The sequence below is a fragment of the Acidithiobacillus ferrooxidans ATCC 23270 genome (assembly GCF_000021485.1).
GTDB classification, from domain to species: Bacteria; Pseudomonadota; Gammaproteobacteria; order Acidithiobacillales; family Acidithiobacillaceae; genus Acidithiobacillus; species Acidithiobacillus ferrooxidans.
Genome location: NC_011761.1, coordinates 1,808,406 through 1,827,062, shown reverse-complemented (window position 1 = coordinate 1,827,062; position 18,657 = coordinate 1,808,406). Strand labels below are relative to the sequence as shown.

The 18,657-nt window shown below is 62.8% G+C and carries 18 protein-coding genes; 16 read left to right on the top strand and 2 right to left on the bottom strand.

The window, feature by feature from the left end; genetic code table 11:
• Positions 1-2: 2 nt before the first annotated feature.
• Positions 3-497: a molybdopterin-guanine dinucleotide biosynthesis protein B gene (gene mobB / locus AFE_RS09585; protein ID WP_012536952.1), complete on the bottom strand. Its 495-nt coding sequence runs from the start codon at positions 495-497 to the stop codon at positions 3-5.
• Positions 494-1,108, bottom strand: coding sequence for a molybdenum cofactor guanylyltransferase MobA (mobA, locus tag AFE_RS09580; protein ID WP_009567445.1), 615 nt, complete (start codon positions 1,106-1,108; stop codon positions 494-496). The genes mobB and mobA overlap by 4 nt, the downstream gene beginning before the upstream one ends.
• Positions 1,109-1,209: 101 nt before the next feature.
• On the opposite strand from mobA, the gene leuB reads away from it, so the two are divergent.
• The 16 genes from leuB (at position 1,210) to tgt (ending at position 18,617) form a co-directional block, all read left to right on the top strand.
• Complete coding sequence (leuB, locus tag AFE_RS09575; protein ID WP_012536951.1) at positions 1,210-2,286, top strand: 3-isopropylmalate dehydrogenase; 1,077 nt, start codon at positions 1,210-1,212, stop codon at positions 2,284-2,286.
• A 7-nt stretch (positions 2,287-2,293) separates the two neighbouring features.
• Entirely contained in the window at positions 2,294-3,316 is a 1,023-nt protein-coding gene (locus AFE_RS09570; protein ID WP_012536950.1) for an aspartate-semialdehyde dehydrogenase, read from the top strand.
• A 63-nt stretch (positions 3,317-3,379) separates the two neighbouring features.
• Positions 3,380-5,575 carry a FimV/HubP family polar landmark protein gene (locus AFE_RS09565; protein ID WP_009564641.1) on the top strand — a complete coding sequence of 732 codons (2,196 nt, stop codon included), beginning with the start codon at positions 3,380-3,382 and terminating at the stop codon, positions 5,573-5,575.
• Between the two features lie 12 nt (positions 5,576-5,587).
• Entirely contained in the window at positions 5,588-6,403 is an 816-nt protein-coding gene (gene truA, locus AFE_RS09560) for a tRNA pseudouridine(38-40) synthase TruA (RefSeq protein ID WP_012536949.1), read from the top strand.
• 60 nt (positions 6,404-6,463) lie between these two features.
• Entirely contained in the window at positions 6,464-7,075 is a 612-nt protein-coding gene (locus AFE_RS09555; RefSeq protein WP_012536948.1) for a phosphoribosylanthranilate isomerase, read from the top strand.
• A 10-nt stretch (positions 7,076-7,085) separates the two neighbouring features.
• On the top strand, positions 7,086-8,285 hold the full coding sequence (trpB, locus tag AFE_RS09550; protein WP_012536947.1) for a tryptophan synthase subunit beta: 1,200 nt from the start codon (positions 7,086-7,088) through the stop codon (positions 8,283-8,285).
• The gene (gene trpA / locus AFE_RS09545) at positions 8,282-9,100 is read left to right on the top strand and encodes a tryptophan synthase subunit alpha (protein ID WP_009567136.1); all 819 of its coding nucleotides are present in this window, start codon (positions 8,282-8,284) and stop codon (positions 9,098-9,100) included. The genes trpB and trpA overlap by 4 nt, the downstream gene beginning before the upstream one ends.
• Complete coding sequence (gene accD, locus AFE_RS09540) at positions 9,097-9,981, top strand: acetyl-CoA carboxylase, carboxyltransferase subunit beta (RefSeq protein ID WP_012536946.1); 885 nt, start codon at positions 9,097-9,099, stop codon at positions 9,979-9,981. Before trpA ends, accD begins: the two co-directional genes overlap by 4 nt.
• Before the next feature lie 28 nt (positions 9,982-10,009).
• The gene (locus AFE_RS09535) at positions 10,010-11,299 is read left to right on the top strand and encodes a bifunctional folylpolyglutamate synthase/dihydrofolate synthase (RefSeq protein ID WP_012536945.1); all 1,290 of its coding nucleotides are present in this window, start codon (positions 10,010-10,012) and stop codon (positions 11,297-11,299) included.
• The gene (locus AFE_RS09530; RefSeq protein ID WP_012536944.1) at positions 11,296-11,793 is read left to right on the top strand and encodes a CvpA family protein; all 498 of its coding nucleotides are present in this window, start codon (positions 11,296-11,298) and stop codon (positions 11,791-11,793) included. Before AFE_RS09535 ends, AFE_RS09530 begins: the two co-directional genes overlap by 4 nt.
• The gene (purF, locus tag AFE_RS09525; RefSeq protein ID WP_012536943.1) at positions 11,783-13,228 is read left to right on the top strand and encodes an amidophosphoribosyltransferase; all 1,446 of its coding nucleotides are present in this window, start codon (positions 11,783-11,785) and stop codon (positions 13,226-13,228) included. The genes AFE_RS09530 and purF overlap by 11 nt, the downstream gene beginning before the upstream one ends.
• Positions 13,225-14,439: an O-succinylhomoserine sulfhydrylase gene (locus tag AFE_RS09520; protein ID WP_012536942.1), complete on the top strand. Its 1,215-nt coding sequence runs from the start codon at positions 13,225-13,227 to the stop codon at positions 14,437-14,439. The genes purF and AFE_RS09520 overlap by 4 nt, the downstream gene beginning before the upstream one ends.
• Positions 14,440-14,558: 119 nt before the next feature.
• Positions 14,559-15,095: a CBS domain-containing protein gene (locus tag AFE_RS09515; protein ID WP_225487044.1), complete on the top strand. Its 537-nt coding sequence runs from the start codon at positions 14,559-14,561 to the stop codon at positions 15,093-15,095.
• Positions 15,096-15,133: 38 nt separating this feature from the next.
• Positions 15,134-16,459, top strand: coding sequence for a hemolysin family protein (locus tag AFE_RS09510; protein ID WP_225487043.1), 1,326 nt, complete (start codon positions 15,134-15,136; stop codon positions 16,457-16,459).
• Positions 16,460-16,467: 8 nt separating this feature from the next.
• On the top strand, positions 16,468-17,505 hold the full coding sequence (gene queA / locus AFE_RS09505) for a tRNA preQ1(34) S-adenosylmethionine ribosyltransferase-isomerase QueA (RefSeq protein ID WP_012536939.1): 1,038 nt from the start codon (positions 16,468-16,470) through the stop codon (positions 17,503-17,505).
• The gene (gene tgt / locus AFE_RS09500; protein WP_012536938.1) at positions 17,502-18,617 is read left to right on the top strand and encodes a tRNA guanosine(34) transglycosylase Tgt; all 1,116 of its coding nucleotides are present in this window, start codon (positions 17,502-17,504) and stop codon (positions 18,615-18,617) included. The genes queA and tgt overlap by 4 nt, the downstream gene beginning before the upstream one ends.
• Positions 18,618-18,657: the final 40 nt, after the last annotated feature.

The following is an 18,657-nucleotide window of genomic DNA, read 5'->3' as shown; positions in this document are numbered from 1 at the left end:
GTTCAATCTTCCTTTTTTATCCATTGCCGGATGAATTGCGCGATGGCGGACGGCGTATTCAGGTCCAGTTGAACGCAGGGAATGTCCAGAACGCCATCTGTCGCCACGGCCATGATGCAGGGGTCATCCGGCGCAAGCAGGGGACGCCCGAGACCCCGTCGATGCACTTCGATTTTCGGCACCGCCAGCGCCTTGTTCCCCTCCATCAGGAGAAGGTCCGGCAGTGGTTGCAGGCTGGCGCGGATGGTCTCCAGACTGACTTCCGTCGGCGCAGGCCTGGTCATAAACCAGCGTTTCGGGCCCTGTAGTAAGACCACATCCGCCCCTGCCTCCCGCAGACGGTAACTGTCCTTTCCGGGCGCGTCCCAGTCCACGTCATGGTGGGTCGACTTGACCACCGCGACCCTCAATCCATATCCGCGTAGCAGGGGAATCAGGGCGCAGAGCAGGGTGGTCTTGCCACTACCGCTGTATCCTACTACACCGAGCGCTTTCATGTCATATCCTCCGGACGGTTATAGTTGCGCAGCAGGTCGGCGGGTAGAGTGAGACCGGCAAAAGACAGGTCCCGGAACCAGCCTTGCGCCCGCCGCCCACCGCCGTCCAGATAACGCTGCAGGTCGGCCAGCAGATCGCGGCGACACAGGCAGATGACAGCATGCCAATGGTCGGCGCTGCGCACCACCACCAGGTCATGCCCGCCTTTGGCCTGCCACATACGGCGCACGATATCCGGGGGTAAACAGGGACTGTCTACGGGGATGCTGGCCACCCAGGCTTGTGTCGCGGCATGCATACCGGCGGCCAGGCCCATGAGCGGGCCCTGAAAGTCTGCCTGAAGATCAGAGACGACACGATATCCCCATTGTGCATAACGGTCCATATTGCGGTTGGCGCTGATGACGATGTCGGTACAATCCCCGTGCAGGATGGCGATGGCCCGCTCAATCAGGGGTTTTCCCTGCCAGTCCAGCCAGCCTTTATCCGCACCACCCATGCGACGACCGGCGCCCCCGGCGAGGATGATGCCGGTGACCGGCAACGGGTGCACCGCGTCCTGCGCATCGGGCGGGTTTGCGGGGGTTGGGGTACGGATGAACGGGTCCACGGGTGTCGTGCCTTGCTGGCAATGCCTATGCTATCCTTCCATAATTCTTTGGGGCGGAAAACCCTTTTATTATTGGCGTCGTGATGAAACAAGGATCTGGTATGAAAAAAATAGCCATATTTGCGGGTGACGGCATTGGTCCGGAAATCGTGGCGGCTGCCCGGCAAGTGCTGGATGCCGTGGATCAGGCCGCGCGGCTCGGCCTGCACTGCAGCGAGGGCCTGGTGGGCGGCGCGGCGCTGGATGCCAGCGATGATCCCTTGCCGGCCGCCTCCTTGCAGTTGGCTCTGGAGGCGGATGCGGTCATTCTGGGGGCGGTGGGCGGCCCCCGCTGGGACGCATATCCGCCCGCCAAACGCCCGGAACAGGGATTGCTGCGCCTGCGCAAGGGGCTGGATCTCTATGCGAACCTGCGTCCCGCGCAGATTTTTCCGCAGTTGCTGGATGCTTCCCCGTTACGCCCGGAGCTGGTGCGCGATGTCGACATCCTGGTGGTGCGCGAGCTGACCGGGGATATCTACTTCGGTCAGCCGCGTGGTCTGGAAGTGGTCGATGGCAAGCGTCGCGGCTTTAACACCATGGTCTATGACGAGGATGAAATCCGCCGCATCGCCCATGTGGCCTTCCGCGCTGCCCAGGGGCGTCGCAAGCAGTTGTGCTCGGTGGACAAGGCCAATGTCCTGGAGACCACACGTTTGTGGCGCGAGGTGGTCACCGAGGTGGCGCAGGACTATCCCGATGTGCAGCTCAGTCACATGTATGTGGATAATGCCGCCATGCAACTAATCCGTGCCCCGGCACAGTTCGATGTGCTGCTGACCGGCAACATGTTCGGTGACATTCTTTCTGACGAGGCTAGTCAGTTGACCGGCTCCATCGGCATGCTGCCCTCGGCCTCACTGGGCGAGGGCCGGGCGATGTATGAGCCCATCCACGGCTCGGCGCCGGACATAGCCGGGCAGGACAAGGCGAATCCCTTAGCCACGATTCTGTCCGTGGCGATGATGCTGCGGTATTCTCTCGGTGCCGAGCTCTGGGCGCAGCGGGTGGAGGCGGCGGTGCAGCGAGTACTGGATCAAGGCCTGCGTACTGCAGATATCGCGGCGCCGGGAGCGCCGGTGATCGGCACCAAAGCCATGGGTGCCGCGGTGGTCGACGCCCTGAACTTCAAGGATTGATACGCAGATGCAAAAATCACGATACAACGTAGTCATCCTGGGCGCTACCGGTGCCGTCGGCGAGGTCATGCTGCAGATTCTCGAGCAGCGGAAGTTTCCAGTGGATAAGCTCTATCTGTTGGCCAGCAACCACTCGGCGGGCGGACGTCTGCCCTTCAACGGCCAGCAGGTGCTGGTACAGGATGCGGCGACGTTCGATTGGTCGCAGGCCGATATCGGTCTGTTTTCCGCCGGAGCCAAGGTCAGCGCGGAGTACGCGCCGAAGGCGGTGGCTGCCGGGTGTGTGGTCATCGACAACACCTCTCAGTTCCGCTATGACGATGAAATCCCGCTGGTGGTGCCCGAAGTGAACCCGCAACGGATTGCCGATTACCGGCGTCACGGTATCATCGCCAACCCCAATTGCTCGACTATCCAGATGCTGCTGGCGCTGAAGCCCATTGCCGATGCGGCGGGCATCGAGCGGGTGGTGGTCGCGACGTATCAGGCGGTCAGCGGTGCGGGTCGGCGGGCCATCGAAGAACTGGGCCAGCAAACCCTGGCGATCTTTCGTCACGAGGAGGGAGTTGCCGAGGTGTTTCCCAAGCGGATTGCCTTCAACTGCCTGCCCCAGATCGATGTCTTCCAGGACAATGGCTATACCAAGGAAGAGATGAAAATGCTCTGGGAGACCCGCAAAATCCTGGAGATGCCGGACATTGCCCTGACCGCTACCTGTGTGCGGGTGCCGGTATTTTACGGCCATTCTGAAGCGGTCAACGTGGTAACCCGCGAGCCCATCACGCCGGAGGCCGTCCGCGCGCTGCTGGAAAAGGCCCCGGGCATCGTCGTCGTGGATGATCGTGGCGCGGGTGCATGGCCCTCAGCACTGGATGCAGCCGGCCAGGACGCCACCTATGTAGGCCGCATTCGCGGCGACTGCTCCCATGTACGGGGCATCAATTTCTGGGTGGTTGCGGACAATATCCGCAAGGGCGCGGCACTGAACAGCATCCAGATTGCAGAGTTGCTGATTCGCGACTATCTATAAAAACGTCATCGGCGACAGACCTCGCCGTAGTGCGCTGGCGTTACCCAAATGAGGAAGATATCGATGAATAAGAACAGGTGGTTGTTGACCATGGCCGGCATTGGTTTGCTTTTGCCGGGTATGGCGCAGGCGCTGGGACTCGGTGAGCTGCGGGTGCTCTCCGCGCCGGGGGAGCCCTTTCGCGCGGAGATTCCCCTACAGTCGTTGAACCCCAAAGGCGAAGCGAACCTCAGCGTCGGACTCGCGCGGGCCAGCGACTTCGCGATGATCGATCTTCCCAGATCGGGCGCACTGGATCACTGGCATTTTACGGTGCGCAGCGGTGATAGGCCGGCGATACTGATCAACAGTCCCTTGCCGCTCGCCCAGCCGGAATTGCATTTCCTGGTGCGGCTCGATTGGTCCGGAGGACAGATGGTCCGGGAGTATACGGCATCCGGTATCGCGAATAACGTGGTCCCCGCCGCCGCGCCGCCGGCGTCCGTTCCGCAGTCCATCGCCTCCCCGATAACGCCGCGGCCCACCCGCCATACGGCTGCCGCACCCCTCTATCACGGCTGGGCAAGAGTCAGCCGTTATGGCCCGGTACCGGTCAACGGCTCTCTTTTTCAGGCCGCGCAGTCCATTGTCAACAGTAATGCGGTCACCATCGATCAGGTCATGGCGGCGCTGCTGAAGGCCAACCCGCAGGCCTTCAAGGGCGGTAATCCCGATTACCTCTATGCCGGAACCATGTTGACGGTGCCCAGTCTGGCCCAGGTGCAGTCTGCTTCACCCGCACAGGCCAGCGCCTGGTTGTCTGCCCGACAGACGGCGAACAAACTGTCGGTCGTTGCGGTGGCGACTGCGCCGACGGCCTCCGCTGCTGTAACGAGCGCGGCTCCCGTCAGCGCGCCGGCCGTTTCTGCGGCAACTGCGGTCAAACCCGCCGGGAGCGCGACGCATCTGGTGCTTTCCAGCGCCCCTGCCGCAGCGGTGACCGCTCCCGTAGCCAGCGTGGCACCCCCGGCCAGCCCGCTGCAGACGCCGGATGCCATGCTCCGCAGGGATAATCAGAAGCTGACGGCGGAAGTGGCCGGCCTGGGGCAGCGTCTGAGCGCGGAGGAGCGCCTGCTGGCCGCTCAGGGCGCGCAGCTTGCCGCCCTTTCCCGGGCGGAGGGCAACAACAGTCTTCCGTTGATCCTGTCGCTGGGCGGAAATCTTTTGCTGCTCGCCCTGTTCATCTGGATGTGGCGTCGCCAAAAAGAGGCGGAACAACGTCAGCGAGAGATTTCCCAGCGGGTTTCCGTTTTGAGCACTGCGCCTAAAGCGCCCGCAGCGCCACCTCAATCCGGGGCGCCTGCCCCGGTGGCTGCCGCTACTGCACCAGCGCCCTTGGCGGTCGTCACTGCCGGGGGCAGCGCGGCTGCCCAGGCCGGTGCCGCCCCGTCTGCGGATCATGTCAGAGGCGCCGGAGTGCCCCATGCCGGTGCCGCCGAAATCGATCCCGTCGAACAAGCCGATCTTTACCTGACCTACGGTAAGGCGGAACAGGCGGTCGCCGTGCTCAATGACGCCCTCGAAGAAAATCCGCGGCGAAAGGAGCTGTACGTCAAGCTGCTCGACATTTATGCCAATCTGGATCGCCACGAGGAATATCTGGATCTCGCCGAACGTATGCGGGGGCGTTTCGGGCCGCACAATGGGGCGTGGCAGGAAGTGGCCGCACAAGGGGCGCGACTCTTTCCCGGTAACGCGCTCTTCGCCATCTCCGACGAGGGGGCGGTGGTCGCTTCCGCCCCGGTCGTCGGGGTAGACCAGCCTGCCCCCGGGGAGGTGTCCCCGGCGCTGGAGCCTCTGGATGTGCTGGATTTCCACTTCGACCATACTCCTGCGGGGTCTGCGGCAGGAGAAGCATTGAACGCTTTCCCGGCGGCGGAAAAGGCCCGTCTCCTGCAGGATATCGATGAGCAGTTCCGGTTGATGGAGGAAGCAGGGGCGGAAACTGGGGCCCCGGGACCTCGGACAAAACCGGTACTGGAACTGGCACCGGACGTCTCGGTATCTGCTCCGGCGCCTGCCGGGCCTCCCGCCGTCGGAGCGCCGTCTGGCGGTGTGGATGTTGCGGATTGGGATGCCATGGGCACCAAACTTGACCTGGCCAAAGCCTATGTGGAGATGGGTGACGGTGAATCGGCACGCGATCTGCTCGAAGAACTGATCCGGGAAGACAGCGGCGCCCATCGGGAAGAAGCCCGGCAGTTGTTGGGAAGTCTTTAACCCGGCCTGACGGTGGAGCAGTTTGCAGAGCCGAGAGGCACCCGTTGGGCACTGGGCCTTGAATACGATGGCAACGGATTCTGTGGCTGGCAACGCCAGTTGGATCAGGACAGTGTACAAGGTGTTGTTGAGGCGGCGTTGAGTCGGGTGGCCCAGTGCCCAATCTCTGTCGTCGTCGCCGGGCGAACCGATACGGGGGTGCATGCCCTGTGTCAGGTGGTGCATTTCGACAGCCCGGTGCTGCGGCGTCCCGAGGCCTGGGTGCGTGGTGCCAATACCGCATTACCCGCGGGGGTGGCGCTGCGTTGGGCCCGGGTCGTCCCGGATAGCTTCCACGCCCGTTTCTCCGCTACGGCCCGGCGTTATCGTTATGTGATTCTCAATCGTCGCGAGAAATCCGCCCTATGGCGGAATCACACCGCCTGGATATACAGCCCCCTGGATGTGGAGGCCATGCAGGCAGCGGCGCAAACCCTGCTGGGCACCCATGATTTTTCCGCTTTTCGCGCCGCCGCCTGCCAGGCCAAAAGTCCTGTACGGAATTTGTGCCAGCTTCGGGTCGTCCGGCGGGGCGATCTGATTGCCGTCGATGCCGAGGCCAACGGTTTCCTGCATCACATGGTGCGTAATCTTGTGGGTGTGCTGATCGCCATCGGCAAGGCTGACCGGCCCGTGGACTGGGCGGCGGAGGTGCTGGCCAGTCGCGATCGCTGTCGGGCCGGCGTTACGGCCCCGCCGGGTGGGCTTTATTTCGTGGCGCCGCGTTATCCTGCGGAGTTCGGGCTGCCGGTGGATGCAATGGACGCCGGTTTCCTGACGGGCGATTGACGGGGGCCGCCGGTCGGCGGCGCTCATGCTTTCTGCCGGCCGCAGTGTTAGAATGTGCCGATGGTGCGGATCAAGATATGTGGTATCACGAACACGGAGGACGCCCGCGCGGCGGCCGCCGCCGGCGCGGATGCCGTCGGGCTGGTGTTCTACCGTAGCAGTCCGCGGGCTCTGGATGCCGTGCGTGCCCGGAAAATTCTTGCTGCACTGCCGCCGTTCGTCACGCGCGTCGGCCTTTTCGTCAACGCGGAAGCTGCCGATGTGGCCGCTACGCTGCAGCAGTGCCCTCTGGATGTCCTGCAATTTCATGGTGATGAATCGCCATCCCTTTGCCGGGGATTCGGCCGTCCCTACATCAAGGTGTTGCGGGTGACTGCAGCGCAAGACCTGCGGCCGGCGGTGGACGCCTATCACGACGCGCAGGGACTGCTGCTGGACTGCGCCGCGCCGGGCGTCTGGGGGGGCTCGGGCCGAAGTTTTGACTGGTGGCGACTGCCGGATCTGGGTAAGCCATTGATTCTGGCTGGTGGGCTGCATGCCGAAAATGTTGCTGAGGCCATCGCCATCGCCCGGCCTTATGCGGTAGATGTGAGCAGCGGGGTGGAACTGTCGCCCGGACGCAAAGATCATGACAAAATGGCACGGTTTGTCGCACGGGTGCGCGGTACCTGAGGGAGAGAGAATGGGAACTTATGCTTTGCCGGACGCGTTCGGACACTATGGTCCTTACGGCGGGCGTTTCGTTGCAGAAACCCTGATTCCGGCGCTGGAGGAACTGGAGCGTGCCTACCAGGAGGCGCAGCGGGATCCGGAGTTTCGTGCCGAGCTGCACAGTGAACTGCGCCAGTTCGTCGGTCGTCCCAATCCACTCTATCATGCCGGGCGCCTTTCCAGGGAGTTGGGTGGAGCGCAAATTTACCTCAAGCGGGAGGACCTCAACCACACCGGCGCGCACAAAATCAATAATGCCGTGGGTCAGGCGCTGCTCGCCCGGCGTATGGGCAAAAAACGGGTAATCGCCGAGACGGGCGCGGGGCAGCATGGTGTCGCCACGGCGACGGTCGCGACCCGCTATGGCATGGAATGCCTGGTGTATATGGGCGAGGAAGATATCCAGCGCCAGTCCAGCAATGTGTTTCGCATGCGTTTGCTGGGGGCGCAGGTGACGGCGGTCAGCAGCGGTACCCGCACCCTGAAGGATGCGCTCAACGAAGCTTTGCGGGACTGGGTAACCAATGTCGAAAGCACTTTTTATGTGATCGGAACGGTGGCGGGACCGCATCCCTATCCGGTCATGGTGCGGGACTTTCACCGGGTCATTGGCGATGAAGCGCGGGCGCAGTGCCTCGAATTGACGGGACGGCTCCCCGATTGTCTGATCGCCTGCGTGGGGGGGGGGAGTAATGCCATTGGCCTGTTTTATCCCTTTATCGAAGACCGGGCGGTGCGGATGATCGGCGTCGAAGCGGGTGGTCTGGGCCTTGGCACCGGACAACACGCCGCCCCCCTGACCACCGGACGTCCAGGGGTATTGCATGGTAACCGGACCTACCTGATGGAAGACGAAGACGGGCAGATTCTGCCGACCCACTCCATCTCGGCGGGGCTGGATTATCCGGGGGTGGGACCAGAGCATGCCTATCTGAAGGATACCGGTCGGGCAGAGTATGTGGCGGCTACCGATGAAGAAGCGCTGGCCGCCTTCCATCGCCTGTGCCGCACCGAGGGCATCATTCCGGCGCTGGAAAGCGCACATGCGCTGGCTCACGCCTTCCGCCTGGCGCCCACCATGCGCTCTGATCAGACCATTATCGTCAACCTTTCCGGGCGAGGCGATAAGGATATCCACACCGTCGCCGCCCTGGAGGGTATTCATTTATGAGCCGTCTCGCCGGGCTGTTTGTCCAACTCCGGGATGCGGGTCGCGCCGCCCTCATTCCTTTCATGACGGCGGGTGACCCATCCCTGACCGCGACCGTGCCCCTGATGCACGCGCTGGTCGCCGCGGGGGCCGATGCCATCGAACTGGGGATGCCCTTTTCCGACCCCATGGCCGATGGTCCCAGCATCCAGCGCGCCAGTGAGCGGGCGCTGGCGCGAGGGGTGAAGCTGCGCATGGTCCTGGAGTGGGTGCGCGAATTCCGCACGACCAACAGTCACACGCCCGTCATTCTCATGGGTTATCTGAATCCGGTGGAAGCCATGGGTATAACCTCGTTCGCCGAGGCTGCCGCGACGGCGGGGGTGGACGGTGTCATTCTGGTGGATCTGACTCCGGAGGAGGGGCGAGGTGAAGCCGTCGTTCTCCGCCAGCGGGGTATCGATCCCATTTTCCTGCTGGCGCCGACCAGCGGGCCGGAACGCGTGGCGACCGTCCGCAGTATGGGCAGTGGTTTTGTATATTATGTATCTCTGCGCGGTATTACCGGTGCAGCCCAGGCGGACTGGGCGGAAGTTCTGGAGCGGGTACAGCACCTGCACCGGCAACTGGGCCTGCCCGTGGCCATCGGTTTTGGCATTCGCGATGCAGCGACGGTAGCGCGGGTGGCGACCGGGGCCGACGCGGTGGTCGTCGGCAGTGCACTGGTCGATCAACTGGCGGCGTGTGCGACGGATCAGGAAGCCATTGCGGCGGCCATCCGCTTTGTCGAGCCGCTGGCCCAGGCCGTCCGGAGTACGGAAAGGAGAGGCGCATGAGCTGGTTCGATCGGGTACTGCCACCCAAAATCAAAAAAACCTCGGCAGAGGCCTCCGTTGTGAGCGAGAACAAGCGCACCGTACCTGAGGGCTTGTGGTCCAAGTGCCCCACCTGTCAGGTGGTGCTCTACCGTACGGAGCTGGAGGAAAATCTTTACGTTTGCCCCCACTGCGGACATCATCAACGGATCAGCGCCCGGCAGCGTCTGGATTTCTTCCTCGATGCAGAACCCCGGCTGGAGATTGCCAAGGAATACGTTCCGGTGGATCCCCTGCGCTTCAAGGATCAGAAGCGCTATAAGGACCGCCTGCAGGAAGCCCAGGCCAAGTCCGGAGAGAAAGACGCCCTGGTGGTGATGCGCGGCCTCCTGGAAGGGCACCCGGTGGTGGTTGCCGCTTTTGCCTTCGAGTTCATGGGCGGGAGCATGGGATCGGTGGTGGGAGCCCGTTTTGCCCGTGCGGCGGAAACGGCGCTGACCGAGCGCTGTCCACTGGTCTGCTTTAGTGCCAGTGGCGGGGCACGGATGCAGGAGGGACTATTTTCCCTGATGCAGATGGCCAAGACTTCTGCCGCCGTGGAGCGGCTGGCCAAGGCAGGGGTGCCCTTCATCTCGGTGCTCACCGATCCGACCATGGGCGGTGTCTCCGCCAGTCTGGCCACCCTGGGAGATATTCTGATTGCGGAGCCCAAGGCCCTGATTGGATTTGCCGGTCCGCGGGTGATCGAGCAGACCATCCGTGAAAAGCTGCCGGAGGGTTTTCAACGCGCGGAATATTTGCTGGAGCACGGCGCCATCGATCAGATTGTCGATCGCCGCCAGATGCGCGCGGTGGTGAGCGAGATGCTGGGGATGCTGACCCATGCCCCGAGTCCGCATTAAGCGCGGCGCAGGGGAGCGGGTGTAGCCGGTGGCACTGCTGGCGGATTCTCTCAGCGACCGGGTCGCTGAACTGGCCGGGCCACCCGAGCAAATCGTCATGGGTCTGGAGCGAATGCGGGCCGCTCTGGCGGCGCTGAAGATGTCCGCGCGTTTGCCCATGCCGGTAATGCTGGTGGGTGGCACCAATGGCAAGGGCTCCACGGTGGTTTATCTGGAGGCCTTCTATCGCCAGGCGGGCTATCGCGTCGGCGCTTATACCAGCCCGCACCTCTGGCAGTTTACCGAACGCCTGCGGCTGGATGGCCGGTCTGCACCCGAGTCCCTCTGGCATCAGCAACTCACGGAAGTCGCCGCCACAGTCCGACAGATCCCGCTCACCTATTTCGAGATCGCGACCCTCGCCGCGGTACGGATGATGCTTGCCACCAGGGTCGACGTGGCGATTCTGGAGGTCGGCCTGGGGGGACGTCTGGATGCGGTCAACGCCTTTACCCCGGATTGCAGTATCGTAACCACCGTGGATCTGGACCATCAGGACTGGCTGGGATCCGATCGCGCAGCCATCGGCCATGAAAAGGCGGGTATATTCCGTCGTGGAGTGCCCGCCCTCTATGGGGATACGGAAGACCCCTGTGCTTCGGTGCTGGAGGCGGCGGTACGCGCCGACGTGCCCCTGCAGCGGTTGGGTCGGGACTTTCATATTGACCCCCTGCACGGGAAATGGTCAGGATTTGGGCACGGGAAAGATGCGCCCCCGCCTTTGTGGGAGGGGGCCGTACAATGGGCCAATCTGGCGCTGGCGCTGGCGGCCGTGTCGTTGTTGCAGGAGAAATTACCAGTGTCCGATGCGGCGGTTTCCGCATGGACGCGGCTGCCGCAATTGCCGGGCCGCTGTCAATGGCTTCAGCCCTGGGGTAAGGATGGCCCCGATCTGCTGGTGGATGTCGCCCACAACCCGCAGGCAGCGCGGCAACTGGCGGCGTTGCTGGCGGCGCGAAAGGGCTCCGGGCGATGTCACGCCGTCGTCGGCATGCTCGCCGACAAGGATATCGCCGGGACGCTCGCGCCACTGCTGCACTGGGTGGATGCCTGGCATGTACTGGAGATCACCGATACCCCGCGTGCGGCGTCGATGCTGCAGCTCCGCGATACCCTCCGGGGGCTGGGGGCAACGGCGGTATCGGCAGATGCCAGCATGGAGCAGGCCCTGGAGCGGTCAAGAACGACCCTGGCGACCGGAGATATTTTGCTTTGCTTCGGCTCCTTTCATCTCGTCAAACAGTTACCGATGGCGTGGCTGTTGAGCGACCCGTCATGATCTTGTGGGTAGATGCCGCCACGGTGGGGCTGGTGGTGCTGTCTGCACTCTGGGGCCTTTTCCGCGGAATGGTGCGCGAGTTTTTTTCCCTGGCGGCATGGGTCGGTGGGTTTTATGTGGCCTGGAACTGGGGCGGCGGTTGGCTGGCGCCCCAGTTGCCTGCGCAGATCCCTGTGGACTGGCGAGTGCCGTTAGCCTCTCTCCTCCTTTTTTTTGCCTGCCTGATCGTCGGGGCCCTATGCGCTTTTATCGTTCGTAAGCTATTATACGGCATTGGTTTCGGGGCGACGGACCGGTTTTTGGGGGCTTTCTTCGGTTTTTTACGGGGACTGGTACTGATTGCCATCGTAGTCACTCTGGTGCAGTCTTCGGACCTGTCCCGATCCCCCTGGTGGGAGAGTTCGTGGCTGGCACAGGAGCCGGTGAACCGCTGGTCGCAATCGTTGACGGCACCTGCCGTCTCCTATTTGGAGTCGCAAAAATTTGCAAAATGACAATGTGATGCAGCATGCCGTGGAGGATGATCATTTCCATGATGAATGTGGGGTCGTCGGAGTCTTTGGCCATCCCGAAGCCGCCAACCTGACGTATCTCGGCCTCTATGCCCTGCAACACCGGGGACAGGAGTCGGCGGGTATCGTTTCGGGTGACGGAGGTAAGCTCTTTGTGCAGCGCGGTATGGGGCGGGTGGCGGATGTCTTTGGACTGGAACAGATCAGCAGGCTGCCCGGCGAACAAGCGATCGGCCATGTGCGTTATTCGACTGCGGGTGGCTCGGAATTGCGCAATACCCAGCCGATATTCATCAATTACCGACATGGTGCCTTTGCCGTCGGCCATAACGGCAATCTGGTCAATGCGGTGGAACTCCGCACCCGGCTGGAGCGGGAGGGGGCCATATTCCATACCGATATGGATACCGAGGTCATCGTTCATCTGCTCGCCCGTGTTCCGGGCGAAGATGCCGGTGCCCGCCTGGCGGCGGCCTTGCAGCAGGTTTCCGGTGCCTATTCCCTGGTTTGCCTGACCGAGAGCCGGTTGATCGGGGTACGCGACCCTATGGGTTTTCGGCCGCTGGTGCTGGGTCGTCTGATCGACTCCGGCGGCTTTGTGCTGGCCTCCGAGACCTGCGCCCTCGACCTCATGGGGGCGGAGTTTGTCCGTGATGTCGAGCCGGGCGAACTGATCGTCATTTCCAAAAGCGGCATCGAGAGCCGCAAGCCGTTTGCGTCCGTTGGCCGGCGTATGTGCGTCTTTGAATATATCTATTTCGCCCGCCCGGATAGCGTGCTGGATGGCATTCACGTATATTCGGCGCGCAAGCGTATCGGTCAGGCGCTGGCACGCCTGCATCCGCGGGACGCAGACGTGGTAGTGCCGGTCCCCGATTCCGGGGTTGCGGCGGCCATGGGCTATGCCGAGGCCTCCGGTCTGCCCTTCGAGTTGGGCCTGATCCGCAACCACTATGTGGGCCGCACCTTCATTCAACCGGCACAGCGCGGTCGTGATTTCGGGGTTAAGGTCAAGCTCAATGCCCAGCCCAACATACTGCGTGGCAAGCGGGTGGTTCTGGTGGATGATTCCATCGTCCGGGGCACCACCAGCGCTAAAATCGTCAGTCTGGTGCGGGCCGCCGGCGCGCGCGAGGTGCATTTCGTGGTCAGCGCGCCGCCCACGATCGGCCCCTGCTATTACGGCATCGATACTCCGGATCGTTCCCAACTCATCGCGGCCCAGCACAGCATCGAAGAGGTGCGTAAAATCATCGGCGCCGACAGCCTGGGCTACATTACCCTGGACGCTTTGTATGAGGCGGTGGGTGGGCGTGGGCAGGGTTTCTGCGATGCCTGCTTCAGCGATGATTATCCGTTACCGACGCCGGAAGGACATGGCTCGCGCCAACTGCACCTGATCAAGGAGCTGCGATGAACACCAAAAATACCAACCCCGACTGGGCGGACCGGCTGCGTCCGGAAACCATCGCCATCCGTGCCGGTATTCACCGTACCCAGGAGCAGGAGCACAGCGAGGCCATCTTCCCCACCTCCAGCTTCGTCTTCGACTCGGCAGAAGAAGCCGCAGACCGCTTCGCCGGAAGGGTGCCGGGAAATATCTATGCCCGCTTCACCAATCCTACCGTACGCACCTTTGAAGAACGGCTTGCCGCGCTGGAGGGGGCGGAAGCCTGTGTCGCCACGGCCTCGGGTATGGCCGCCTGTCTGACCGCCTTCATGGGGATACTCAAGGCGGGTGACCATGTCGTCGCTTCCCGCTCCATTTTTGGTACGACGGTGCAATTGCTCGGCAATATTCTCAGCCGCTTCGGAGTGGAGACCAGCTTTGTGCCGCTGGCCGATGTGCCGGCGTGGCGCGCGGCACTGCGTCCCAATACCCGTATGCTCTTCCTGGAAACGCCTTCCAATCCGCTCACCGAGATTGGCGACATGCAGGCCCTGGCGGATCTGGCTCACGTCCATGATGCCTGGCTGGTGGTGGACAACTGCTTCTGCACACCGGCCTTGCAGCAGCCCCTCAAGTTTGGCGCCGATCTGGTCATCCACTCCGCCACCAAATATCTGGATGGGCAGGGGCGAACCCTGGGGGGCGCGGTGTGCGGCAGTACCGAACTGCTCAATAGCGGGCCCCGCAATTTCGTGCGGACGGCGGGTCCGAGCCTCAGTCCTTTCAATGCCTGGGTGCAGCTCAAGGGCCTGGAGACTCTCGGACTGCGTATGGAGCGCCATTGCGCCAACGCCCAGAAGATCGCTGAATGGCTGGAGGCACGGCCGGAAGTGGCGCGGGTCTATTATCCGGGCCTCGACAGCCATCCGCAGCAGGCCCTTGCCGCGCGTCAGCAGCGCCTGCCGGGCGCCATCCTGTCCTTCGATCTGCACGGTGGCCAGAAAGCGGCGTGGGCCTTTGTCGACGCCCTGCGCCTGCTTTCCCTGACCGCCAATCTCGGCGACGCCAAGACCACCATTACGCACCCGGCGAGCACCACCCATAGCCGGGTCAGTCCCGAGGCACGGGCTGCCGCGGGAGTCGGTGACGGCTTGCTGCGGATCAGTGTCGGGCTGGAACACGCCGATGACCTGCGCGAGGATATGGAGCGTGGCTTTGCCGCTCTTGTGGCCCGCTGATTTGCGCTATGCTTGGATGAAAGCGAGTTTTCCTGCCACTTTTCTACTGCGGAGATAATGAAATGACAAGATTCCGTGCATTACAATGTCACAGACTGAAGCCCGACACGCGTATCAGCATGTTTGCTGACGGAGTGCCCCTGACCGTGGCGCTTGGTGATGCGGCGCTCAAGAGCATGACCGACCTCAGCCGGGTGCCCGCTGCAACGGTGAAGCCGGAAACCACCATGGAGCAGGCCATGCAGCGCATGATTCACGTGGGCGTGCGTATGCTTTTCGTGCTGGATGACTTCGGCACCCTGACCGGCCTGATAACCGCTCGCGATATCATGGGAGAAAAGCCGGTGAAACTGGCGGCCGAAAACCATATTGCCCGGGATATGATCCGGGTGCAGGACATCATGGTGCCTCTGGGGCAGGTCGACGTACTCGACTTCGCCGAAGTAGAGCGCTCTACTGTCGGCGATATCGTTCTCACCCTGCGCAAGGTGGGGCGTCAGCATGCGTTGGTGCGTGAGGAAACCCCCCGTGGTGAAGAGATTCGCGGCGTTTTTTCCATCAGCCAGATTGCGCGGCAACTGGGCGTATCCATTCAGACCAACGATGTGGTGCAGAGCTTCGCCGAATTGGAGCAGCTTCTCACCAGTGATGACTGAACGACACTCCCGCCATGGGCGGGCGGGGGCAGCCTCCCGTGCATGAGGTGAATGGGCTGCTGCTGGCAGTCCTGCTGATTTTGCTGAACGGTTTTTTTGTTGCCGCGGAATTCGCCCTGGTGCGGCTGCGGGGTACCCACGCCCGGACCCTCGCCCAGGAACACGGGTTGCGCGGGAGGATTCTCCTGCGCCTGCACCGACGTCTGGACGCCTATCTTTCCGCTACGCAGCTCGGCATCACCATCGCGTCTCTGGGTATCGGCTGGGTGGGTGAACCCAGTCTGGCGCATCTGCTCCAGCCGGTCTTCCGGGCTGTCGGGCTAAGGGATCCGGTGGCCCTGCGATCCGTTTCCTTCGCAGCGGGCTTTGTCCTGATCTCTTTCTTGGTCATCGTGATCGGGGAACTGGTGCCCAAGTCACTGGCCATCCGCAAGGTGGAGCCGGTATCCCTGTGGACCGGCATGCCCCTCTACGCCTTCTACTGGCTGATGTACCCGGCGATCTGGGTGCTCAACGGTGCGACTCGCATCGTTCTGCGCCTCTTTGCGCTGCGGGTGGATCAACCCGCTGGCGATGCGCCCCATTCCCGCGACGAACTGGCGATGATCCTCGCTCTCAGCCAGGCCCAGGGTACCCTCGGTCAGCGCACTGGAGATATTCTGGACCGCACCCTGGATTTTACGGAACTGACGGCCGGAGACCTGATGCGCCCTGCTGCCGATATGGTCTGTCTGATGCTGGATGATAGTCCCGAGGAAATCCGTCAGGTGATGATGAACCACCGTTTCACCCGCTATCCGGTATGCGAAGGGGATCGCCAGCATGTGGTCGGCCTGCTCCACGTCAAGGACGCCTTTGCGGCCCTATCAAGGCATCCGGATCTGCGCGAGATCAAAAAACTCCTGCGGCCGCTGCCCGCCGTTGGCAAGGCGCTTCCGGCCATGGACCTGCTCACCCATTTTCGCTCTGGGCACCCGCATTTCGCGCTGGTGGTTGACGATCTGGGTACCATCACCGGCTTCGTCACGCTGGACCATGTGCTGGAGAGTCTGCTCGGCGCCATTCCCGATGAATTCCGGCACCAGCGTCAGGAGTGGCAGCGGCAACCCGACGGGAGTTGGGTGGGTTCTGGCAGCCTCTCGTTGTATTCCCTGGAGCGAAGCCTGCACATCGATATAGACGAGGAAACGGCGGATACCATCGGCGGTCTGGTCATGCGTCAGCTCGAAAGGGTCCCGGAAGAAGGGGAACGAGTCGCTTTTCCCAGCTTCGACGTGGTGGTGCTGCGCAAAAAAGGCCCACGCATCGTACTGGTGCAGGTGATCCCCCATCCGCTACAAACCGAATCAGACTGGCTCTCCTGACAATTTTCATGCACAAAAAAGATTTTCATTATGAACTGCCCGATGCGTTGATTGCTCAGGCACCTCTCCCCGAACGCAGCGCCGCACGCATGCTCATCGTCGATGGCCATCAAGGCACCTGGGAAGATGCGTGGGTGCGCGATCTGCCCGGCGTGCTTCGGCCCGGCGACCTGCTGGTGCTCAACGATACCCGCGTGCTTCCCGCGCGTCTGCAGGCCCGCAAGACGACGGGCGGGGCGGTGGAATTGCTGCTCGACCGGCTGCTCGATGCACGAGATGGCTGGTTTCTGGCGAAATCCTCCAAGGCGTTGCGGCCAGGTATGTCCATTCATTTACCGGGCGGCGCCGTTGCCACGGTAGAGGAAAAGGACGGTATGGATGTCCGGCTGAGCCTCCCTGCGGATGTTGCGTGGTTACCCATACTCGAAGCCGGAGGCAGCATGCCTTTGCCGCCCTATATCCGGCGGGCGGCGGAGGCCAGTGATCGGGAGCGGTATCAGACGGTCTATGCGGCCCGTCCCGGTGCGGTGGCCGCGCCCACTGCGGGGTTGCATTTCGATACGGAACTGCTGGACGCCCTGGCGGCGCGCGGCGTCGAGCGGACCTTCGTGACTTTGCATGTGGGTGCGGGAACATTTCTCCCGGTGCGCAGCGAAGATATTACCGAGCACCCCATGCACGCCGAGACCATGGAGGTCAGTGCGACGACGGTGGCGGCCGTTGCCGCCGCCAGGGCGCGGGGCGGGCGGGTGATCGCCGTGGGCACCACCGCCTGCCGGGCGCTGGAGACTGCGGCGCAGGGCGGGACGTTGCGACCTTTTACCGGAGAGACTCGTCTGTTCCTGTATCCCGGCAAGACCTTTCAGGTAACCGACGGGCTGTTGACCAATTTTCACCTTCCGGAATCCACTCTGCTCATGCTGGTATGTGCCTTCGCCGGCATGGAGTGCATGCTCGCCGCCTATCGTCATGCGGTGGCGGAGGGCTATCGGTTTTTCAGTTATGGAGACGCCATGTTGATTTCCCCTCAGGCCGGACGGCGATGAGCATTTTCCAGTTGCTGGCCCGGGACGGCGCGGCGCGGCGCGGCACCATTCGTCTTCCCCGCGGCACCGTGCAAACGCCCGCGTTCATGCCGGTGGGCACCTATGGCACGGTCAAGGCCATGTCTCCCGAGGAACTGAAGACGCTAGGGGCCGAGATTATCCTCGGTAACACCTTTCATCTCTTTCTGCGTCCCGGCCTGGAGGTGATCAGCGCGGTAGGCGGCCTCCACAGGATGATGCACTGGGACCGGCCCATCCTCACCGATTCCGGCGGTTTCCAGGTCTTCAGCCTTGGCGCGCTGCGCAAGCTGACGGAGGCCGGGGTGCAGTTTCGTGCGCCCACCGATGGGCATATGGTTTTTCTGGGGCCGGAGGAGTCCATGCAGATCCAGGCGGCCCTCGGTTCGGATATCGCCATGGTTTTTGACGAATGCACGCCCCATCCCGCCAGTTACGAAGAAGCCCGTGTCAGCATGGAGCTTTCTCTGCGCTGGGCGGCGCGCTCCCATGCCGCCTACGCTGGGCCCGGAGAGCTCTTCGGCATCGTTCAGGGTGGCATGTACGCGGACTTGCGGCGGCGCTCTCTGGCCGGATTGCAACGGCTGGATTTTCCCGGCCTTGCCATCGGCGGATTGTCGGTAGGGGAGAGCAAGGTGGAGATGATGCAGGTGCTGGACGACCTGATGCCCCATATGCCTGCGGACCGGCCCCGCTACCTGATGGGTGTCGGCACCCCGGAGGATCTGGTCGAGGGCGTGCGCCGTGGTGTCGACATGTTCGACTGCGTGATGCCGACCCGTAACGCCCGCAACGGCTGGCTGTTTACCCGTGACGGCGTCCTCAAGCTGCGCAACGCCCGCTATGAAAAGGATGTGTTGCCACCGGACCCGGCCTGTGCCTGCTACACCTGTCAAAACTACAGCAGGGCTTATCTCCGCCACTTGCAGCGCAGCCATGAGATTCTCGGCGCACGCCTGAATACCCTGCACAACCTGCACTACTATCAGGAACTGATGGCGGGGCTGCGGGAGGCCATTGCTGCCGGTCGCCTGGACGCTTACGCGGACGATTTCTACCGCCGCCGTCGTGCTGGTTCCCTAGTCGGCGCCTAAAGGCTACAATGGCGGCCCTCAGATCTGACCTGGAGTGCAT